This is a genomic window from Curtobacterium sp. 22159 (assembly GCF_052045775.1).
Classification (GTDB): Bacteria; Actinomycetota; Actinomycetes; order Actinomycetales; family Microbacteriaceae; genus Curtobacterium.
Genome location: NZ_JBQEPN010000017.1, coordinates 1 through 18315, shown reverse-complemented (window position 1 = coordinate 18315; position 18315 = coordinate 1). Strand labels below are relative to the sequence as shown.

17 protein-coding genes and 3 tRNA genes are annotated in these 18315 nt (G+C 72.5%); 15 read left to right on the top strand and 5 right to left on the bottom strand.

Annotation, left to right across the window (positions count from 1 at the left end; all coding sequences use genetic code 11):
• Positions 1 to 13: 13 nt before the first annotated feature.
• Positions 14 to 994 carry an o-succinylbenzoate synthase gene (locus ACTJKO_RS16585; protein ID WP_440690329.1) on the bottom strand — a complete coding sequence of 327 codons (981 nt, stop codon included), beginning with the start codon at positions 992 to 994 and terminating at the stop codon, positions 14 to 16.
• A gap of 128 nt (positions 995 to 1122) precedes the next feature.
• Between ACTJKO_RS16585 and ACTJKO_RS16580 the strand changes: the two genes are divergently transcribed.
• The 4 genes from ACTJKO_RS16580 (at position 1123) to ACTJKO_RS16565 (ending at position 4836) form a co-directional block, all read left to right on the top strand.
• Positions 1123 to 1614, top strand: coding sequence for a hypothetical protein (locus tag ACTJKO_RS16580; protein ID WP_440690327.1), 492 nt, complete (start codon positions 1123 to 1125; stop codon positions 1612 to 1614).
• A 44-nt stretch (positions 1615 to 1658) separates the two neighbouring features.
• On the top strand, positions 1659 to 2588 hold the full coding sequence (locus ACTJKO_RS16575) for a 1,4-dihydroxy-2-naphthoyl-CoA synthase (protein ID WP_440690325.1): 930 nt from the start codon (positions 1659 to 1661) through the stop codon (positions 2586 to 2588).
• A 16-nt stretch (positions 2589 to 2604) separates the two neighbouring features.
• A complete protein-coding gene (locus ACTJKO_RS16570) occupies positions 2605 to 3741 on the top strand; it encodes an AMP-binding protein (protein ID WP_440690323.1) in 1137 nt (378 codons plus the stop codon).
• Positions 3742 to 3840: 99 nt separating this feature from the next.
• On the top strand, positions 3841 to 4836 hold the full coding sequence (locus ACTJKO_RS16565; protein WP_440690322.1) for a 1,4-dihydroxy-2-naphthoate polyprenyltransferase: 996 nt from the start codon (positions 3841 to 3843) through the stop codon (positions 4834 to 4836).
• A gap of 18 nt (positions 4837 to 4854) precedes the next feature.
• On the opposite strand, the gene ACTJKO_RS16560 is transcribed toward ACTJKO_RS16565, so the two are convergent.
• Positions 4855 to 5181 carry a DUF4229 domain-containing protein gene (locus ACTJKO_RS16560; RefSeq protein WP_440690320.1) on the bottom strand — a complete coding sequence of 109 codons (327 nt, stop codon included), beginning with the start codon at positions 5179 to 5181 and terminating at the stop codon, positions 4855 to 4857.
• Positions 5182 to 5244: 63 nt separating this feature from the next.
• On the opposite strand from ACTJKO_RS16560, the gene ACTJKO_RS16555 reads away from it, so the two are divergent.
• Positions 5245 to 5622 (top strand): PLDc N-terminal domain-containing protein, encoded by a 378-nt coding sequence (locus ACTJKO_RS16555; protein ID WP_440690318.1) that lies wholly within the window; start codon positions 5245 to 5247, stop codon positions 5620 to 5622.
• Positions 5615 to 7360 (top strand): 2-succinyl-5-enolpyruvyl-6-hydroxy-3-cyclohexene-1-carboxylic-acid synthase, encoded by a 1746-nt coding sequence (menD, locus tag ACTJKO_RS16550; protein ID WP_440690399.1) that lies wholly within the window; start codon positions 5615 to 5617, stop codon positions 7358 to 7360. The genes ACTJKO_RS16555 and menD overlap by 8 nt, the downstream gene beginning before the upstream one ends.
• Positions 7361 to 7386: 26 nt before the next feature.
• Here menD and ACTJKO_RS16545 read toward each other — a convergent pair whose 3' ends face one another.
• Entirely contained in the window at positions 7387 to 8646 is a 1260-nt protein-coding gene (locus ACTJKO_RS16545) for an isochorismate synthase (protein ID WP_440690316.1), read from the bottom strand.
• Between the two features lie 54 nt (positions 8647 to 8700).
• Between ACTJKO_RS16545 and ACTJKO_RS16540 the strand changes: the two genes are divergently transcribed.
• Genes ACTJKO_RS16540 through ACTJKO_RS16525 form a run of 4 tightly spaced genes read left to right on the top strand, consistent with a single transcriptional unit; the run spans position 8701 to position 13184 of the window.
• Entirely contained in the window at positions 8701 to 9492 is a 792-nt protein-coding gene (locus ACTJKO_RS16540) for a demethylmenaquinone methyltransferase (protein ID WP_440690314.1), read from the top strand.
• 33 nt (positions 9493 to 9525) lie between these two features.
• Positions 9526 to 10605, top strand: a complete 1080-nt coding sequence (locus ACTJKO_RS16535; RefSeq protein ID WP_440690312.1) for a polyprenyl synthetase family protein — start codon at positions 9526 to 9528, stop codon at positions 10603 to 10605.
• A 54-nt stretch (positions 10606 to 10659) separates the two neighbouring features.
• Entirely contained in the window at positions 10660 to 12063 is a 1404-nt protein-coding gene (locus tag ACTJKO_RS16530; protein WP_440690310.1) for an FAD-dependent oxidoreductase, read from the top strand.
• 5 nt (positions 12064 to 12068) lie between these two features.
• Positions 12069 to 13184: a heparan-alpha-glucosaminide N-acetyltransferase domain-containing protein gene (locus ACTJKO_RS16525; RefSeq protein WP_440690308.1), complete on the top strand. Its 1116-nt coding sequence runs from the start codon at positions 12069 to 12071 to the stop codon at positions 13182 to 13184.
• 184 nt (positions 13185 to 13368) lie between these two features.
• Here ACTJKO_RS16525 and cls read toward each other — a convergent pair whose 3' ends face one another.
• Together cls and ACTJKO_RS16515 are read right to left on the bottom strand one after the other, a co-directional pair.
• Positions 13369 to 14829 (bottom strand): cardiolipin synthase, encoded by a 1461-nt coding sequence (cls, locus tag ACTJKO_RS16520; protein ID WP_440690307.1) that lies wholly within the window; start codon positions 14827 to 14829, stop codon positions 13369 to 13371.
• 16 nt (positions 14830 to 14845) lie between these two features.
• Positions 14846 to 15334, bottom strand: coding sequence for a YajQ family cyclic di-GMP-binding protein (locus ACTJKO_RS16515; RefSeq protein ID WP_440690305.1), 489 nt, complete (start codon positions 15332 to 15334; stop codon positions 14846 to 14848).
• A 163-nt stretch (positions 15335 to 15497) separates the two neighbouring features.
• Here ACTJKO_RS16515 and ACTJKO_RS16510 point away from each other — a divergent pair.
• The 5 genes from ACTJKO_RS16510 (at position 15498) to ACTJKO_RS16490 (ending at position 18120) form a co-directional block, all read left to right on the top strand.
• Positions 15498 to 15579, top strand: a tRNA-Tyr gene (locus ACTJKO_RS16510).
• A 62-nt stretch (positions 15580 to 15641) separates the two neighbouring features.
• A complete protein-coding gene (locus ACTJKO_RS16505; protein WP_440690303.1) occupies positions 15642 to 16463 on the top strand; it encodes an inositol monophosphatase family protein in 822 nt (273 codons plus the stop codon).
• Positions 16464 to 16610: 147 nt separating this feature from the next.
• The gene (locus ACTJKO_RS16500; RefSeq protein ID WP_440690301.1) at positions 16611 to 17852 is read left to right on the top strand and encodes a M23 family metallopeptidase; all 1242 of its coding nucleotides are present in this window, start codon (positions 16611 to 16613) and stop codon (positions 17850 to 17852) included.
• Between the two features lie 90 nt (positions 17853 to 17942).
• Positions 17943 to 18014, top strand: a tRNA-Thr gene (locus ACTJKO_RS16495).
• Between the two features lie 32 nt (positions 18015 to 18046).
• Positions 18047 to 18120: transfer RNA gene (locus tag ACTJKO_RS16490), tRNA-Met, on the top strand.
• The last annotated feature ends 195 nt before the right edge of the window (positions 18121 to 18315 follow it).

Sequence of the window (18315 nt, the reverse complement as noted above, 5' to 3'; positions counted from 1 at the left end):
CGCCTCCCGTCCGTCACGCGGTCGCGAGCAGCGCGTGCACGCGCTCGAGCCGTGCTCGCCACCACGCGGTGCGCTCGGGGGACGCGGCGTGCCGCTGCAGCAGCTCGGCGGAGACGTCTGCCCGTCGCACGGGCACCTGCCCGCCGACCGGCAGCAGCGGTGACGCCGTGACGTCCGCGGTGAACATCGCCGCGGTGCCGAGCCCGGCGGCGTAGCCCGGCGACATCGCGGCCGCGGCGAGGAACGCTCCCATGCCGAGGCCGACCGAGGTGTCGAGCGCGCTGGAGACCACGCAGGGCAGACCGGCCTCGGCGACGATCGCCCGTGCCGCCGTGATACCGCCGAGGGGCTGGGCCTTCACGACGAGGACGTCGGCGGCACCGGCGCGGGCGACCGCCAGGGGATCGGACGCCTTGCGGACGCTCTCGTCCGCTGCGATCGCGACGCCGAGTCCGCTGAGGCGGGCGCGGAGCGCGGCGAGCTCCGGCACCGTGCGGCACGGCTGCTCGGCGTACTGCAGGCCGAACGGCGCGAGGCGTTCCAGCGCCCGGGCCGCCTGGTCCTCCGACCACAGACCGTTCGCGTCGACCCGGACGGCGGCGTCCGGACCCATCACCCGACGGACCTCGGCCACCCGGGCGACGTCGTCGTCGAGGGTGGTGCCGGGCTCGGCGACCTTGACCTTCGCCGTCGTGCACCCCGGGTAGCGGGCGAGCAGCGGTGCCACCTCGTCCGGCGGCACGGCGGGGACGGTGGCGTTCACCGGGACGGACTCCGCGGCCGGTTCGTGCGTCGTCCAGCCGAAGTCGAGCGCTGCCCGGAGCCACGCGGCGGACTCGCCGTCGTCGTACTCCACGAAGGGGGAGAACTCGGTCCACCCGGCGGGACCGCGCAGGACCATCGCCTCGCGGACGGTGATGCCGCGGAACCGGACCCGCATGGGCAGGGCGACGACGTGCGCTTCGGAGAGGAGATCGGCGAGGTCGGGGAGCACCTCCCCATCCTGGCAGCGGCGCCCAGCGCACCTCCCGGTTCCTCGGAGGGGACCGCCAGGGCAGGGCATTAGCATGCATCGGTCGGCCGAGGTCGGCGGCAGGGTGAGGATCGGAACGAGGAGGCTCGGTGGCGCCGGAACCGCAGCAGCGTGCGTCGCAGCGATCGGCCGCACCCGCTCCGACCCGCAGCGCCGCCGGCAACCGGGCCCGCGGTCGCGACACCGACGAGTTCGCCCGGCTGCTGCAGCGGAACACCGTCGACGTCCGACAGCAGGCCGCCGCCGGACGCCGGAAGCGCAACCCGATCGTCGGCAAGATCTCGCTCGGCCTCGCGGTCGTGTCCGCCGCGGTCGACGCCAGTGCCTTCGCGGTGTTCATGGGCGGGGACACCGACTTCGCGTTCGGCATCTGCTTCGTCGTGGTGTTCCTCACGCTCGTCGCGGCGGTGCTCGGGTTCGTCGCGGCCGTCGGGTCGTTCGGCCGCTGGTACGGCGCCGTGGGCGTGGTCGTCGCGTTCTTCGCGAACCCGGTGATCCTCATCGTCCTGCTGGTGATCGTGGCGCCCGAGGTCCTGACGGACATGGGCGGCTCCGCGGCCACGTCGAGCACCGGGCTCTGACCCGGCGGCCGCCGGGCCACGGTGCCAGCGGTAGCGTGGGAGGCATGGCTGCCCCCGTCTCCGACCTGTTCGATCCCGACGTCTGGACCGCGGCTCCGATCGCGGAGCAGTTCACCGACATCACGTACCACAAGCACGTCTCGCACGGCATCGTGCGTGTCGCATTCGACCGTCCGGAGGTCCGCAACGCCTTCCGCCCGCGCACGGTCGACGAGCTCTACCGTGCGCTCGACGACGCCCGCCAGGACCCGCGGGTCGGCGTCGTCCTCCTGACCGGCAACGGTCCGAGCCCGAAGGACGGCGGATGGGCCTTCTGCTCCGGGGGCGACCAGCGCATCCGCGGCCGGAGCGGCTACCAGTACGTCGGCGACGAGGGCGCCCCGCCCGAGGGTGTCGACCCCGCCGCTGCGCAGGCATCGATGGGACGTCTGCACATCCTCGAGGTCCAGCGCCTCATCCGCATGATGCCGAAGGTCGTCATCGCCGTGGTGCCCGGCTGGGCGGCCGGCGGCGGACACTCGCTGCACGCGATCTGCGACCTGACGATCGCGAGCGCCGAGCTCGGCAGGTTCAAGCAGACCGACGCCGACGTGGGCTCGTTCGACGGCGGGTACGGCAGCGCCTACTACGCCAAGCAGATCGGGCAGAAGTTCGCGCGGGAGGTCTTCTTCCTCGCCCAGGAGTACTCCGCGCAGCGTGCGTACGAGATGGGGGCCGTCAACGCCGTCGTCCCGCACGAGGACCTCGAGCGTGAGGCGATCCGCTGGGGCGAGATCATCCTCGGCAAGTCCCCGACCGCGATCCGGATGCTCAAGTACGCCTTCAACGCCGTCGACGACGGCATGGTCGGCCAGCAGGTGTTCGCGGGCGAGGCCACGCGGCTCGCGTACGGCACGGACGAGGCCGTCGAGGGGCGTGACTCGTTCCTCGAGAAGCGCAAGCCCGAGTGGACCGCGTTCCCGTGGCACTACTGATCTCCGGCGCGGCACGGTGAGCCGTCCGCTGGCCGCGGTGGGCACGTCGGACCCCTCCGCGGTGCTGCGCGCCCTGGAGGCAGCGCTCGCCGGCGGCCCCGCGCTGCTCCCCGTCGCCGAGGACGCTCCCGCGCTGCCGGAACCGGCTCCGGCCGACGTCCCGCAGCGGGTCGCGCTGGTGGTGGAGACGAGCGGCTCGACCGGCACCGGGAAGCGCGTGGCGCTGTCGTCGGAGGCGCTCCTCGCCGGAGCGGCCGCAGCGGACACCGCGCTCGGCGGCCCCGGTGGGTGGGTGCTGGCGCTCCCGACGCACTACATCGCCGGGCTCAACGTGCTCACCCGCTCGATCGCAGCCGGCACGACTCCCGTCGCGGTCGCTCCCGGGCACTTCGAGGCCGCGGCGTTCGCGGACGCGGCCGACCGGCTCGAGACCGGCCCGGCGGCACCACGGCGCTACACGTCCCTCGTCCCGGTGCAGCTCGCACGCGTCCTCGACGACGAGCGCGCGGTCCGGGCCCTCGCGGGGTTCGACGCCGTGCTCGTCGGCGGACAGGCCACTCCGGCGCCACTCCGGGAACGTGCGTCGGCGGCGGGTGTCCGCATCGTGACGACCTACGGGGCGAGCGAGACGAGCGGCGGCTGCGTGTACGACGGCGTCCCGTTCGGGACGGTCCGGACCGAGGTCGTCGACGGCGAACTGCAGCTGTCCGGGCCGATGCTCGCCGAGGGGTACCTCGGCGACGCCGAGCGCACGGCGGCGGCCTTCGTCGAGCGCGACGGCCGCCGGTGGTACCGCACGGGCGACGCCGCCGCGGTGACGGACGGGGTGGTCCGGGTGCTGGGTCGCCTCGACGACGTCGTGATCTCCGGCGGGGAGAAGGTGCCGCTCGGCCTCGTGGAACGGCTCGTGCGCGAACTGCCCGGGCAGGACGCCGCCGTGGTGACCCGCCGTGCCTCGGCGGAGTGGGGCGAGGTCCCGGTCGTGGTCACGGCGCACCCGGTCGAGCTCGACGTCGTCCGAGCGCACGTCGGCGCGGCGCTCGGACGGGCCGCCCGGCCGCACGCGGTGGTGGTCGTCGACCGCGTCCCGATGCTCGCGTCCGGCAAGCCGGACCGTCGGGCAGTCCGTGCCCTGGCCGACCCGACCGCCTGACGGGCCGGACCGGACCGCGGTGGGGGAGCCGTGCCTCCCGGCCCGCCCGCACCGACACGGGGCGGAACCAGCGGGACGACGCCGATACCATTGACGGTCGTGGCACGCACGAAGAACTCGACCCGGTCCCAGGGCCGCTCCGGCAACCCGGCGAAGGCCGCGGGGCCGGCGCGCACGAAGCGGAAGGCGACCGCGAGCGACTGGATCGGCGGAGCACGCCTCCGCACCCTCACGCTCGGCGTCGTCCCCGTCGTGATGGGCACCACCGTCGCGTTCGTCGACAGCGGTGAGCCGGGCGACTTCGGCAGCTTCCTCGGGAAGGACCACCACGCCCTCGTCGCGGTCCTGGCGCTCCTCGTCGCCCTGTTCCTGCAGATCGGCGTGAACTACAGCAACGACTACTCCGACGGTGTCCGCGGCACCGACGAGTTCCGCGTCGGCCCGGCGCGCCTGACGGGTGCCGGGCTCGCGAAGCCCCGGACCGTGCTCACGGTCGCACTGACGTTCTTCGGCCTCGCCGCGGTCTCGGGCATCGTCATCGTCGTGCTCACCCAGCTCTGGTGGCTGCTCCTCGTGGGGGCCGCCGCGATCGTCGCCGCGTGGTTCTACACCGGCGGCAAGAAGCCCTACGGCTACAACGCCCTCGGCGAGGTGTTCGTGTTCGTGTTCTTCGGGCTCGTGGCGGTCCTCGGCACGCAGTTCGTGCTCATCGGGCAGGTGACCCCGAGTGGCTGGGCCGCCGCCGTCGCGGCCGGGTTCTTCGCGTGCGCGGTGCTGATGGTGAACAACATCCGCGACATCGACGAGGACCGACTCGCGGGCAAGCGGACCCTCGCGGTCGTCGTCGGACGCGGTGTCGCCCGTGTGCTCTACGGCCTGTTCCTGATGCTGCCGTACGTGGTGCTGCTCTGGTTCGTGCTGCTCTACTTCCGCACGGGCTTCGCGTACTTCTCGCTGCTGCTCGCCCTGCCCGCGCTCGCGATCGGGGTGTCCTCGCGGAAGCCGCGCGAGCTCATCACGGCCCTGCAGCTGTCGTCGTTCGCGTCGCTGGCGTTCGGGGTCGTGCTCGGCGTCACCCTGGCCGTCCAGCCGTAGCCGGACCGCCGCGAGGCGTCAGTCCTGGTCCTGCTCGCGGTGCGCCAGGTGGCGGTCCGCGTCGGAGACCGGGCGCTCGGACGGCGCGTCCGAGTCGGCCGCGTCGACGAAGTCGTCCTCGAAGTCGGTGTCGGCGTCCCGCTCCGGCCGGACCCGGCGGTTCGCCAGGCTCTCCGTGACGTTCGCGCGGAGCTTCGTGAGCGCGATGTACGACACGAGCAGACCGACGAGCGCAGCGACGATCGTGGCCCAGTACCACGGCAGCGGCGTCAGGATCAGGAGCAGCGCCAGCGCCGCGGCGAAGATGCCGAGACGGGCCAGGGTGTAGACGAGCCACGCTTTCACCCGGCAAGTCTACGGAAGCGAAGTGAGCAGGCGCCCCACAGACTCCCGACCTAGACTCCGGCCATGGTCCGACTGTGGTTGATCGTCGTCGTGGCCGCCGTGGCGTTCACGGTGTACGCGGTGATCGACTGCGCCACCATGCCGCGGCAACGTGTCCGTTCCCTCAGCCGCGGCGTCTGGGTCCTCCTCGTGATCGTCCTCCCCGTCCTCGGCGGCGTGCTGTGGTTCCTGCTCGGCAGGTCTCCGGCGACCAACAGCGGTGGTGGCTCCGGGTACCGTGGACCCGAAGACGACCCGGACTTCCTCGGCGGCCCGCACGGCCCCGAGCGGCACCGCACGGACAAGGACCAGGACGACGCGACCCTCCGAGAGCTCGAACAGCAGTTCCGAGACCGAAACCGAGACCACCGTCACGACGACGACGGCCGCTCCGATCGCTGACGGCCCCGCCGGGTCCGGCAGCCCGGCGACCGACTTCGCGGTGGTCCTCCTCCGCGAACTCGCTCGAGCCGGCGTGACCGACGTGGTGGTCAGCCCGGGTTCGCGATCCCAGGCGCTGGCCCTCGCCGCGGTCGCCCTCGAACGAGCCGGGGGCATCAGCGTGCACGTCCGTCTCGACGAGCGCACGGCAGGGTTCACCGCGCTCGGGCTCGCCGTCGAGTCCGGCCGCCCCGCCGCGGTCGTCACCACGTCGGGCACCGCCGTCGCGAACCTGCACCCCGCGGTGCTCGAGGCGCACCACTCCGGCGTGCCCATGGTCGTCGTGAGTGCCGACCGGCCGGCGGAGCTCCGCGGCATCGGGAGCAACCAGACCACGGTGCAGCCGGGCATCTTCGGCCCGGCGGTCGCGTTCGTCCGGGACGTCGACGCGCCGACCGAGCACGGGGTGGACGCGAGCACCGCCGACACCGTCCGGACCCTCGTGCGGCAGGCGGTCGCCGCTGCTGCCGGGCACACGGGGCAGCCCGGCCCGGTCCAGCTCAACGTGGCGTTCCGCGAACCGCTGTCCGCCGGACTCGGCGCCGACGACGTCCGTGCCGTCCCGGAGGACGAGGTCGACCTCGCGTTCGCCGCACGCCGCGTGCACTCCGGTCTGCCGGTCGTCGAGCTGACGCCGGACGACGAGCCGGCGACGGTCGTCGTCGCCGGGCACGACGCCGGGCCGGACGCCGAGCGGATCGCGTGGGAGCTCGGTGCGCCGCTGATCGCCGAGGTGTCGAGCGGGGCGCGCTTCGGCCGGAACCTCGTCGTGGCCTACCGGGAACTCCTGCGGGACCCCGCCTTCGGTGGCGCCGTGCGCCGGGCCGTCGTGCTCGGCCACCCCACCCTGAGCCGTGAGGTGCCCGCGCTCCTGCAGCGCCCCGACGTGGAGACGTTCGTGGTGCGCGGACCGGGGGCCGACCCCTTCGATCCGGCCCGCGCCTCCCGAGCCGAAGCGGCGACCACCTTCGTCTCCGACGTCCGGGTGGCGGGCCGTACCCGCCCGGAGCACCGCGCCTGGGTCGGGCGCTGGGTGTCGGCGAGTCGAGCGCTGCTCGGGGACGGCGACGCGGGCCCCGACCTCGACGCGAAGCGGTCGAGCGACCGCGCCGAGCGGAACCGGTTCCTGCGGGACGAGGTCGCGCTGCGGCGCCGGCCCGTCGACCGGACCATGCTCGCCGACGCCGTGTGGGGTGCGACCTGGCCGCACGACCGGCTGGTCCTCGGTGCGTCGCAGATCATCCGCGTCGCCGACGGACACGTCCCGGGGAAGGCGATCCGCGTGCACGCCAACCGCGGGCTCGCCGGCATCGACGGGACGGTGTCGACCGCGCTCGGCATCGCGGCGGCGCTCGAACGGACGTCGGCCGCGGGCACCACGCGCGTGCTGCTCGGCGACCTCACCCTGCTGCACGACCTGGGCGCTCTCGTCACGGGGTCGGAGGAACCGAGGCGCCGCGTGCAGGTCATCGTGGGCAACGACGCCGGCGGTGCGATCTTCCGCGGGCTCGAGGTGGCGGAGACCACACCCGCGGCGGACATGCGGCGGATGATGACCACGCCGCAGGAGTTCGACCTCGAGCCGGTGGTGACGGGGCTCGGGTGGGAGTACCGGCGGGCCGCGACCTGGGGCGACCTGGAGCGGGTCCTGACCGATCCGGCCGAACGCGTGGTGATCGAGGTGCCCCTGGCCGACTGAACGGGTGGGCGGTCTCGGCCGCTCGGCTACGCGAGCGCGTCGGTGATCGGGCGGAACTTCAGACGCGTCTCCGCGACCTCGCGAGCGGGATCCGAACCGGCCACGATGCCCGCACCCGCCCACGCCCGGACGGTGCCGTCAGGGGTGATCTGCGCGCTGCGGAGCGCCAGCATCCACTCGCCGTCACCGTTCGCCCCGAGCCACCCGACCGGCCCGGCGTAGCGGCCACGGTCGGCACCCTCCAGCTCGGCGACGAGTCGCACGGCCACGTCCGTGGGTGTCCCCGCGACCGCGGCCGTCGGGTGGAGTGCGTCGGCGACGTCGAGCGAGGTCGTCCCCACCGGCAGGGTCGCCTGCACGTCGGTGGCCAGGTGCCAGAGGTTCGGCAGCTGCAGGCGGAACGGCTCCGGGTCGGCGCGGAGGTCCGACGCGATCGGTCGGAGTGCAGCGAGCAGGCTCTGGATCGCGAAGCCGTGCTCCTCGACGTCCTTCGCGCTCGCAGCGAGGGCCTCGGCCGCGGCCCGGTCGCTCGCGGCGTCGCTGCCACGGGCGGCACTGCCCGCCAGCACCCGCGCGGAGAGCCGCGTGCCGTCCGTCCGCGCCAGGGTCTCCGGTGTCGCCCCGACGAGTCCGTCGACCGCGAACGTCACGCACTGTGGGTAGGCCTCGGCGAGGTCGAGCAGGAGGGCGCGCTGGTCGGCGCCCCGGGGGAGGCGCCCGACGAGGTCACGGGCGAGCACGACCTTCTCGGCGTCGCCCGCGGTGATCCGGCGGACGGCGTCCGCGACCTTCTCGGCGTAGGCGACCTCGTCGATGCGGCCGGGCGCGAGCGGGACGGAGACGTGCGGGCCGACGTGCGGGACCGGGACGGACGTCCGCGTGAAGGCCAGCGGTTCGGGGGAGTCGGTCGTGTCGATCGCGGTGAGCCACGCCTTGCCGCGACGTCGACCGATCACCACACGGGGGACGACGAGGACGCTCGTCTCGGCGGAGTCGTCGGCGAAGGTGAACGCGCCGAACGCCACGAGACCGGTCCCGCGCAGCTGCACCGGGTCGTCGACCTCGGCGTCCTGCACGATCGTGCGCCACACGGCGGAGGCCTCGCGCATCCGCTCCGGCCCGCGGAAGGTGAACCGGAGGGCCTCCCCGATGCCGACGATGCCGTCGCCGTTCCGGACGAACGCGAGCGGACTGTCCCGGAGGGTGTGGCGGAGGACGGCGCCCGGATCGTCGAGGATCCGGGTCGAGACCGTCAGCGGCGGAGCCGCCGTGGTGGTTCGGGTCACGGCACGATCGTACGCTCCGGTGAACGCACGGCCGGGACCTCTAGGATGTTGCGGGTGAGCAGAGCGGACCTGAACAAGCGGCCGGACGAGGTGGCGGCCATGTTCGACGACGTCGCCGCGAAGTACGACCTCACGAACGACATCCTCTCCGCGGGCAACGCTCCGCTGTGGCGTGTCGCGACGGTCCGCGCGGTCGACCCCCAGCCGGGTGAGAAGGTGCTGGACATCGCCGCCGGCACCGGGACGAGCGCCGCTGCCTTCGCGAAGAAGGGTGCGGACGTCACCGCGCTCGACCTCTCGGCGGGCATGATCGCCGTCGGTCGCGAGCGGCACCCGGAGATCACCTTCGTCGAGGGCGACGCCGAGCAGCTGCCGTTCGACGACGACACGTTCGACGCCGTCTCGATCTCGTTCGGCCTCCGCAACGTGAACGACCCGATGCAGGCCCTCGGTGAGATGCTCCGCGTCCTGAAGCCCGGTGGCCGCGTCGTCATCTGCGAGTTCTCGACGCCGCCGCTCGCCCTGCTCCGCTTCGGCTACGGCGCCTACCTCAAGCGGGTGCTCCCCGGCGTGGCTCGGCTCTCGAGCAGCAACCCCGCCGCCTACCGCTACCTCGCCGAGTCGATCGAGGCGTGGCCGGACCAGCAGGTCCTCAGCCAGTGGCTCCGCGGCGTCGGGTTCACCATGGTCGCCTACCGGAACCTGACCGCCGGTATCGTCGCACTGCACCGCGGCCGCAAGCCCGTGGCGGGCACGGTCCGTGAGTCGGCCGCCCGTCGTGCGAAGGCGCGCCGTGAGCACCAGCACACCGGTGAGCAGCCGAGCATCGACCCGACCGACGCCTGACCGGTCCGTCCACCCCCGAACACGGAGCAGCACTTGAATCCGAGCGTCCCGGTCGCGCGTCGCGCACCGAGTCTCCGCGCGTCGCTGGGCATCGGCGAGCGACTGTTCGCCACGCCCGCCGAGCGGCGGTTCATCGCCGCGGTCGACGACGGGCTGCAGCTCGTCGAGCAGGGCCTCGAGGACGCCATGCGCTCCACGGACACCCTCGCCGACACCACCAGCCGGTACCTGCTCTCCGCCGGGGGCAAGCGGATCCGTCCGACGCTGACGCTGCTCATCGCGCAGCTCGGTGACGGCGTGACCGACGCCGTGGTGAAGTCCGCGGTGAGCATCGAGACGACGCACCTGGCGTCGCTCTACCACGACGACGTCATGGACGAGGCGCCCGTGCGGCGGGGCGTCCCGGCCGCCCACGTGACCTACGGCAACAACGTCGCGATCCTGACGGGCGACCTGCTCTTCGCCCGCGCCAGCCTCATCACGGCCGACCTCGGCACCGAGGGCATCCGCATGCAGGCGGAGACCTTCCAGCGCCTGTGCATGGGGCAGCTCCACGAGACCACGGGTCCGCAGCCGGACGACGACCCCGTCGAGCACTACATCCAGGTGCTCAGCGACAAGACCGGCTCGCTCATCGCCACCGCCGCGCGCGCCGGTGTGATGTTCTCCGGTGCCGACCGGTCCTACCTCGACGCGGTCGGGACCTTCGGCGAGAAGGTCGGCGTGGCGTTCCAGCTCGTCGACGACGTCATCGACCTCGCCCCGGCGAAGGACAAGACCGGCAAGATCGCCGGCAACGACCTCCGCGCGGGTGTCGACACCCTGCCGCTGCTGCAGCTCCGCCGCCTCGCCGCGACGGGCGCGCCGGACGCGGTCGACCTGCTCGGACGCATCGAGCGCGACGTGAAGGCCGCGCCGGACGACGTGGTCGACTCGGCGCCCTACCAATCCGCCGTGGCCGCACTCCGCGAGCACGAGGCCACCCGCGCCACCCGCGCCGTGGCGGTCCAGTGGGCGACCGAGGCGGTCGACGCGCTCGCGCCGCTGCCGGACGGCACGGTCAAACGGGCGCTCGTCCGCTTCGCCGAGTCCGTCGTCGAACGCAGCCGCTGAGCCGGCGGCACACCCACCGGGAGCACCCGACCCGAACGAAACTGGAGACGATCAGTGCCCACCCTCCGAGTCGCCATCGTCGGCGCCGGCCCCGCCGGCATCTACGCCGCGGACATCCTGCTGCGCGAGGCCCACGGCCACGACGTGTCGATCGACCTCTTCGAACAGCTCCCGGCACCGTACGGGCTGGTCCGGTACGGCGTCGCGCCCGACCACCCCCGCATCAAGGGCATCATCAACGCCCTCCGCGACGTGCTCGACCGCGGGGTCGTCCGGCTGTTCGGCAACGTGCGGTTCGGTGAGGACATCACGCTCGACGACCTCAAGCAGCACTACCACGCGGTGGTGTTCTCGACGGGGGCGATCAAGGACGCCGACCTGGACGTCCCGGGCGTCGATCTCGACGGGTCGTACGGCGCGGCCGACTTCGTGAGCTGGTTCGACGGCCACCCGGACGTGCCACGGACGTGGCCGCTCACGGCCGAGAGCGTCGCCGTCATCGGCAACGGCAACGTGGCCCTCGACGTCTCGCGCATCCTCGCGAAGCACGCGGACGACCTGCTGCCGACCGAGATCCCCGCGAACGTGTACGAGGGGCTCAAGGCGTCGCCGGTCACGGACGTCCACGTGTTCGGTCGCCGCGGTCCGGCCCAGGTGAAGTTCACGCCGCTCGAGCTCCGCGAGCTCGGTGAGCTGCGGGACGTCGACATGATCGTGTACGACGAGGACTTCGACCACGACGAGGCCTCGAAGACCGCCATCGCCACGAACAAGCAGGTCATGGTGATGAACCGGGTGCTCGAACAGTGGCGCACGCGCGAGACGGGGCAGGCGAGCCGTCGACTGCACCTGCACTTCTACGCGAAGCCCGTCGAGTTCGTCGGCGACGAGGGCGGCAAGCTCGCCGCCATCCGCTACGAGCGCACCCGGCCGAACGGCCAGGGCGGGGTCGAGGGCACGGGGGAGATCCGTGAGATCCCGATCCAGGCCGCATACCGCGCCGTCGGCTACTTCGGGTCGCCGCTGCCCGGGGTGCCGTTCGACGAGCGACACGGTGTCATCCCGAACCACGAGGGCCAGGTCCTCGACGACGACAACCAGCAGATCCCCGGTGTGTACGCCACCGGCTGGATCAAGCGCGGGCCGGTCGGTCTGATCGGGCACACGAAGTCCGACGCGATGGAGACCGTCCAGCACATCGTGAACGACCAGGCGAGCTGGTGGACGCCCACGGATCCCTCCGAGGACGCGATCCCGGCCCTCCTCACCGAGCGCGGCGTCGCCTACACGGACCTGGACGGCTGGCACAACCTCGACGCGCACGAGCTGGCGCTGGGGGCCGCGGAGGGACGGGAACGCATCAAGGTCGTCCCGCGTGACGAGATGGTCGACGTCTCGCTCGGTCGCGTCGGCGCTCCGGCCGCCGCTGCCGACCCCGCGGACGCGCGCACGAGCTGAGCGCCGTGACGAGCCCACGCCCCGCACCGCACGCCGCGCTGCGGGGCGTGTCCGTCCCGGCTGACCGCTCGCAGGGTGTCGACGTCGCCCGTGCGCTGGCACTCGTCGGGATGATGGCGACGCACGTCGGAGGGATCGCCGACCAGGTGGACTGGCCCGACCCGGGGACGTGGGCCGCCGTCGCGCACGGCCGGTCGTCGTCGCTCTTCGCCGTGCTCGCCGGTGTGTCGATCGGGCTGACGAGTGGACGGACGAGCCCTCCCGGACCGCCCGTGATCGGACGCGTCCGGGGCCGCCTCGCCGTCCGCGCCGCCGTGGTGATCGCGATCGGTCTGCTGCTGATGGCGCTCGACACACCCGTGTACGTGATCCTGCCGACGTACGGGGTGCTCTTCCTGCTGGCGATCCCCGTCCTGCGCGTGCGGTCCGGCCGGTTGCTCGTCCTGGCGGCCGCGTGCGCGGTGCTGTCACCCGTCGCGGCCCTCGTGACGGCGCCCGCCTTCGTCGGTGCCGGCACGTGGGAGGCCCAGCTCGGCCTCGTCTACCCCGTGGTGACCTTCCTGGCCTACGTCCTCGTGGGGCTTGCCCTCGTGCGAGCGGGCATCGGGCGCCGGCCGGTCCAGGTCGTGTCGCTCACCGTCGGCGCCGCCGTGGCCTCGGTCGCGTACGTCGTCGGGGTGGTGCTCGCGCCGGTGCCGGGTGGCGTGGCGTTGCTCCCCGGTGTGCCGTCCCCGGGGCGGGGGAGCACCCCGGCCGAGGCGCTGGCGCAGGTGCTGCTGTCCCCGCGCGACCACTCGTCGTCGATCGTCGACGTCGTCGGGACCGCGGGTGTCGCGGTGGTGGTGATCGCCCTGTGCATGCTGGTGTTCGACGGCCCGGGGCGCGTGCTCGGGCGTCTGGCGTCCCCGCTGGCCGCGGTCGGCGCGATGCCGCTCACCGTGTACGCCGGACACATCGTCGTGCTCGCGTTCCTCCCCGAGTTCCCCGCCTCGGGCGCGGCGTGGTGCTGGTTCGTCGTGGGGTCGGTGCTGTTCGCCGTGGTGTGGCGGTCGTTCCTCGGGCGCGGGCCGCTCGAACGCCTCACGGCGATGCTGACGCGGCTGGTGCCGGACCCGCGCTGACGGCCGGAGCGGGCCGCGCCGGACCCGCGCTGACCGCCGGCCGCGCTGACGGCCGGAGCGGCCCGCGCCGGACCCTCGCTGACCACCGGAGCGTCCCGCCCCGGGGCCGCGCTGACCGCCGGAGCCGACCCCCGCCGGACGCGCGCTGACGGACCGAGCCGACCCGCGCCTCCCGTCCGCTGCGCTACTGCAGCGCCGCGGTGAGCCGCGCCACGTTGTCGAGCACCTGCGACCGCCGCGGACGCTCGACCCAGTCGTCCAGTCCGAGCTCGAAGCTGTGCGCCTTGTAGGCGCCCTGCACCTCGCGCAGCGCGTCCACGAACCGGCTGCCGCGGACCATCACGGACACCTCGAGGTTGAGGCTGAACGACCGCATGTCCATGTTGCTCGACCCGATCACCGCGACGTCGTCGTCGATCGTGAAGTGCTTGGCGTGCAGGATCGTCGGGGCGCGGTAGAGCCAGATCTTCACGCCGGCCCGGAGCAGCCCCTCGTAGTAGGAGCGCTGCGCGTGCCAGGTCATGGCGTGGTCGCCCATCTCGCCGACGAACAGCTCGACCTCCACCCCGCGCTGCGCCGTCGTCGTGATCGCGTAGAGCATCGAGTCGTCCGGGACGAAGTAGGGCGAGGTGATCGACACCTTCTCCTGCGCGGAGTAGAGCAGGGCGTTGAACAGGCGGAGGTTGTTCTCGCCGTCGAAGCCCGGACCCGACGGGACCACCTGGCAGTCCAGGGCGTCGCCGCGGTCAGCACGCTGCACCGGGTCGCTCTCGCGGAGGAGCAGCTCGTCGGTCTCGCTGTACCAGTCGGTGACGAACAGGGCGTTGAGCCCGGCCACGACCGGACCCTCGAACCGCGCGAACAGGTCCTTGTAGACCATGCCCTTCTCGAGGTGCGACTTGAGGTCGTACGACTTGTCGATGAGGTTCTGCGACCCGGTGAACGCGACCGACCCGTCGATCACCATGATCTTCCGGTGGTTGCGGAGGTCGGGGCGCTGGAACTTCCCCTGCAGCGGCAGGAGCGGGAGCATCAGGTGCCACTCGATGTCCGCGCGGTCCATGAACGCCAGGGTCTCCTTGTACCCGGGGTAGCCGCGGCTGGCCCAGTGGTCGAGCAGGAAGCGCACGGTGACGCCCCGGGACCGGGCACGCGCGAGCGCGTCGAAGAAGGGGCGCGTCGTGTCGTCGATCGTCGCGATGTAGAACTCGACGTGGATGAACCGCCTGGCCTGGTCGATCGACCGGGTCATCTCCGCGATGGACTCGTCGTAGTCCGGGTAGAGCTCAGCGGAGTTGCCGCCGACGAGGGGCATCGCGCCCAGCTGACGGTTCAGCTGGGTGATGCTCTCGAACCACGGCGGCCACGGGTGGTCCCGGCGGACGCGCTCGATGCCCTCGGTCTGCTCGAGGATGTACGCGTTGATCTCGGTCTGCTTCTCACGCCGTGCCCGCGGCAGCTTCGTCGACCCGATGACCAGGAAGACGATGAACCCGATGTAGGGGATGAGGAAGATCGCCAGCAGCCAGGCCGTGGCGGTCTGGGGCTTGCGGTTGATCGGGACGTAGATGAGCGAGAAGACACGGATCGCCAGGTCCAGCAGGACCAGGAAGACCGTGATCGCGACGTTGAGCCAGTGCTCCACTGCGGTCGGCGGCGCGTCAGCGGAAGTTGATGAACTGCAGCGGCACGTCGAACTCTTCACCCTTGAGGAGCTGGATCGTGTTCTGCAGGTCGTCGCGGCTCTTCGAGGAGACGCGGAGCTCGTCGCCCTGGATCTGGCTCTTCACGCTCTTCGGGGCGTTCGCACGGAGGAAGGCGCCGATCTTCTTGGCGACGTCCTGCTCGATGCCGTTCTTGAACTTCACCTCGATGCGGTACTCCTTGCCCGAGGGGTAGGGGTCGCCAGCGTTGAGGCTCTTCAGGCTGATGTTCCGCTTGATCGCCTTGCTCTGCAGGACGTCGAGGACGGCCTTGGCGCGCTCTTCGGAGTTCGCCTTGATGAGGACGTCCTCACCGCTGAACGCGATCGACGCGTCGGCACCCTTGAAGTCGTACCGCTGGTCGATCTCCTTGGCGGCCTGGTTGAGGGCGTTCTCCGCCTCCATCTTGTCGACCTTGCTGACCACGTCGAAGGAGCTGTCTGCCATGCGGGACAGCCTACTGGGGGCCGGGAGGCGCGGTTCGGCCCCCGAGTGCGGGTGGCGGTCCCGAGGGGGTCGCGTCCCTCCGGTGGTCACGAGCACCGTCTCGGATCGGCTATGCTTTCATGCGCGCCTTCGGTTGGTGACCACACGGGCCGGGTGCGCACATGGCAAGTTACCCAAGCGGCCAAAGGGATCTGACTGTAAATCAGCCGGCGTAGCCTTCGGGGGTTCGAATCCCTCACTTGCCACACATCGGAACGGCCCCTGTCCACTGCGGACGGGGCCGTTCCGTTTCCGGCAGGCTGGTCGCATGCCCGAACTCCTCACACCGTCCCGGTTCGCCGACCTCGCCGAGTCGATCGCTCGCGATGCCGCCGCGCTCGCCGCCCGACGCCGATCGGAGGGGGTCGAGGTCGCCGACCGGAAGTCGAGCATCGTCGACGTGGTCACCGCCGCCGACCGCGAGGTCGAGGCCCTGATCCGCGCCCGCATCGCCGAGGCCCGTCCGGACGACGCCTTCTTCGGCGAGGAGTCCGGCACCGGCACCGGCACGAGCGGGATCACCTGGGTGGTGGACCCGATCGACGGCACGGTCAACTACCTCTACGGCAGCACCGAGTACGGGGTGAGCATCGGTGTCGTGCGCGGACCGGCGGATCCTGCGGCGTGGGAGCCGATCGCGGGCGTCGTGGTCGCACCCGCGACGGGCGTCGTGTACCGCGCGGCCGTCGGCGAGGGGGCAACGCGCGACGGTGCACCCTTGCACGTGGGGTCGCCGGCCTCGCTCGCCGAGACCCTGCTGGCGACCGGGTTCGGCTACACGGCCGATCGGCGGCGGCAGCAGGTCTCGGTGCTCGCCGGTCTGATCGGCGAGGTGCGGGACATCCGGCGCGGGGGAGCGGCCTCGCTGGACTGCTGCGCGGTCGGGGCGGGGACCGTCGACGCCTACTACGAGCGTGGGATCAACCCGTGGGACATGGCGGCCGGCTCGATCGTCGCCCGGGAGGCCGGCGCCGAGATCCGCATCTGGGAGGCCGACGGCGTCCGGTCGTTCCTGTTCGCGAGCCCCGCGATCGCGGACGACCTGAGCGACCTGCTCCGGCATCTCGAGGCAACCGTGCTCGGCGCCTGACACGCCCGCTCCTCCCTCTGGGGGAGCCGAGTGGTCACGAGCACGACTGGCGAGGCGGTAGCGGTCCTGCTAGCGTGCTCAGGTCCCGTTATCTGCTCGTTACCAAAACGAGCGCACCTCGCCCCGATCAGGATCAGCACCGAACGCATGCCCCACTCCTCCCTCCCGACCGCGAAGACCGACGACTCCGTGGAGGCGACCGCACCGGTCGTCCACCTGACACGACGGGCTCGCATCGAGGCGGAACGGGCGGCAGCGGCGGGGTCGGCCGGGGGACCGGGTGAGCGCGTCGAGCGGGCGACGGCCGTGGCGGAGGGGAGCCGCGCCTCCCGTCCGTCCTTCGACGAGCTGCTCGCCGCCGCTCCCGTGACGCCACCGGCGCCGGCATCACCGATCGACCTCGCGCCCGCCTCCCCGGCGATGCCCGCCTCGACCGCGTCGCCGGTCACGCCGCCCGCGCCGTCGTCGCCCGTCGTGGCGTCGATGCCCTCGGAGCCGACCCGCACCGTCGACCCGGACCCGGCCACGGCCACGGCCACGGCCCCGGCCGCTCCGGTCGCTGGCGCGGCTCCGGTCGCGGGCACGCGGGCGTCCACGGCTCGTCGCACCGCGCCCGTCCAGCACGTGGACCGAGCCACGCGGCACATCGCACGGACGGCGTCGGCCGCTTCCGCGGCGCCGGTGCCGCACGGCGCGTCGTTCCGCCGAGCCGCCTCGCGCGTGACCGCCGTCGGGGCGCTCCTGTTCGCCGCCGGGCTCGTCGTCTCCACCTCGTTGCCGGCACAGGCGTTCTTCACGCCGGAGCCGGGCTCGTCGGCGGACCGCGCGACCGCAGCCGGGGCGACCCAGTCGTTGCGGGTCGGCGCCGGAGCGACCGACGCGGAGACGAACCGAGACCAGTACACGGTGTCGTCCGCCACGCAGTACAAGAACGTCGACTCGTCGAGCTTCACGAACGACCCGAACGGCACGATCCAGTGGCCGTTCCTGACCGGCGTCCCGATCACCTCCGGGTTCGGCGGCCGGCAGGTCGAGGGCTGCTCGTTCTGCTCGACGAACCACATGGGCGTCGACTTCGCGCCGGGCGAGGGCACCCCCATCCGGGTCATCGCCGCGGGTACGGTCATCAAGGTCCAGGCGGACGACGGCGGCTTCGGCAACGACGTCTGGGTCCAGCACGACGTCGACGGGAAGCAGTTCGTCAGCGTCTACGGCCACATGGAGGACAACTCCTTCAAGGTGGTCGAGGGGCAGCAGGTCGAGGTCGGCGACGAGCTCGGACTGGTCGGCAGCACCGGCAACTCCACCGGTCCGCACCTGCACCTCGAGGTGCACGTCGACGGCGTCCCCGTGGATCCGCTGGCGTGGCTCCGGGCCAACGCGAACTAGCGGTTCCGCGCGGCGCGCCCGGGCGTCTGCGCCGGTTCCGGACCACGCTCGAGGGTCTGCTATCCTCGTGTGGTGCCGTTCGCGGCACATGCCCCGATAGCTCAGTGGTAGAGCACTTCCATGGTAAGGAAGGGGTCGTCAGTTCAATCCTGACTCGGGGCTCAGACCCGGAGCCGTAGTCGCTCCGGATCCATGGCGGGGTAGCTCAGTTGGTTAGAGCACACGGCTCATAATCGTGGTGTCGCGGGTTCAAGTCCCGCCCTCGCTACCGCAAGCCCGGCGACATGCTCGCCGGGCTTTCGTCGTTTCCGGGGCCGGGCAGCGGGCGGGCGGGCGGGCGTCGCGGGGCGCGGGCGCCGCCTGGCGCGCGCGGCGTCGAACCAGCGATCCGACATCGAACCGCCTGCGCGGCGTGGCTCGATGTCGGATGCGTGGTTCGACACCGCCGCCGCCCGCACACGCC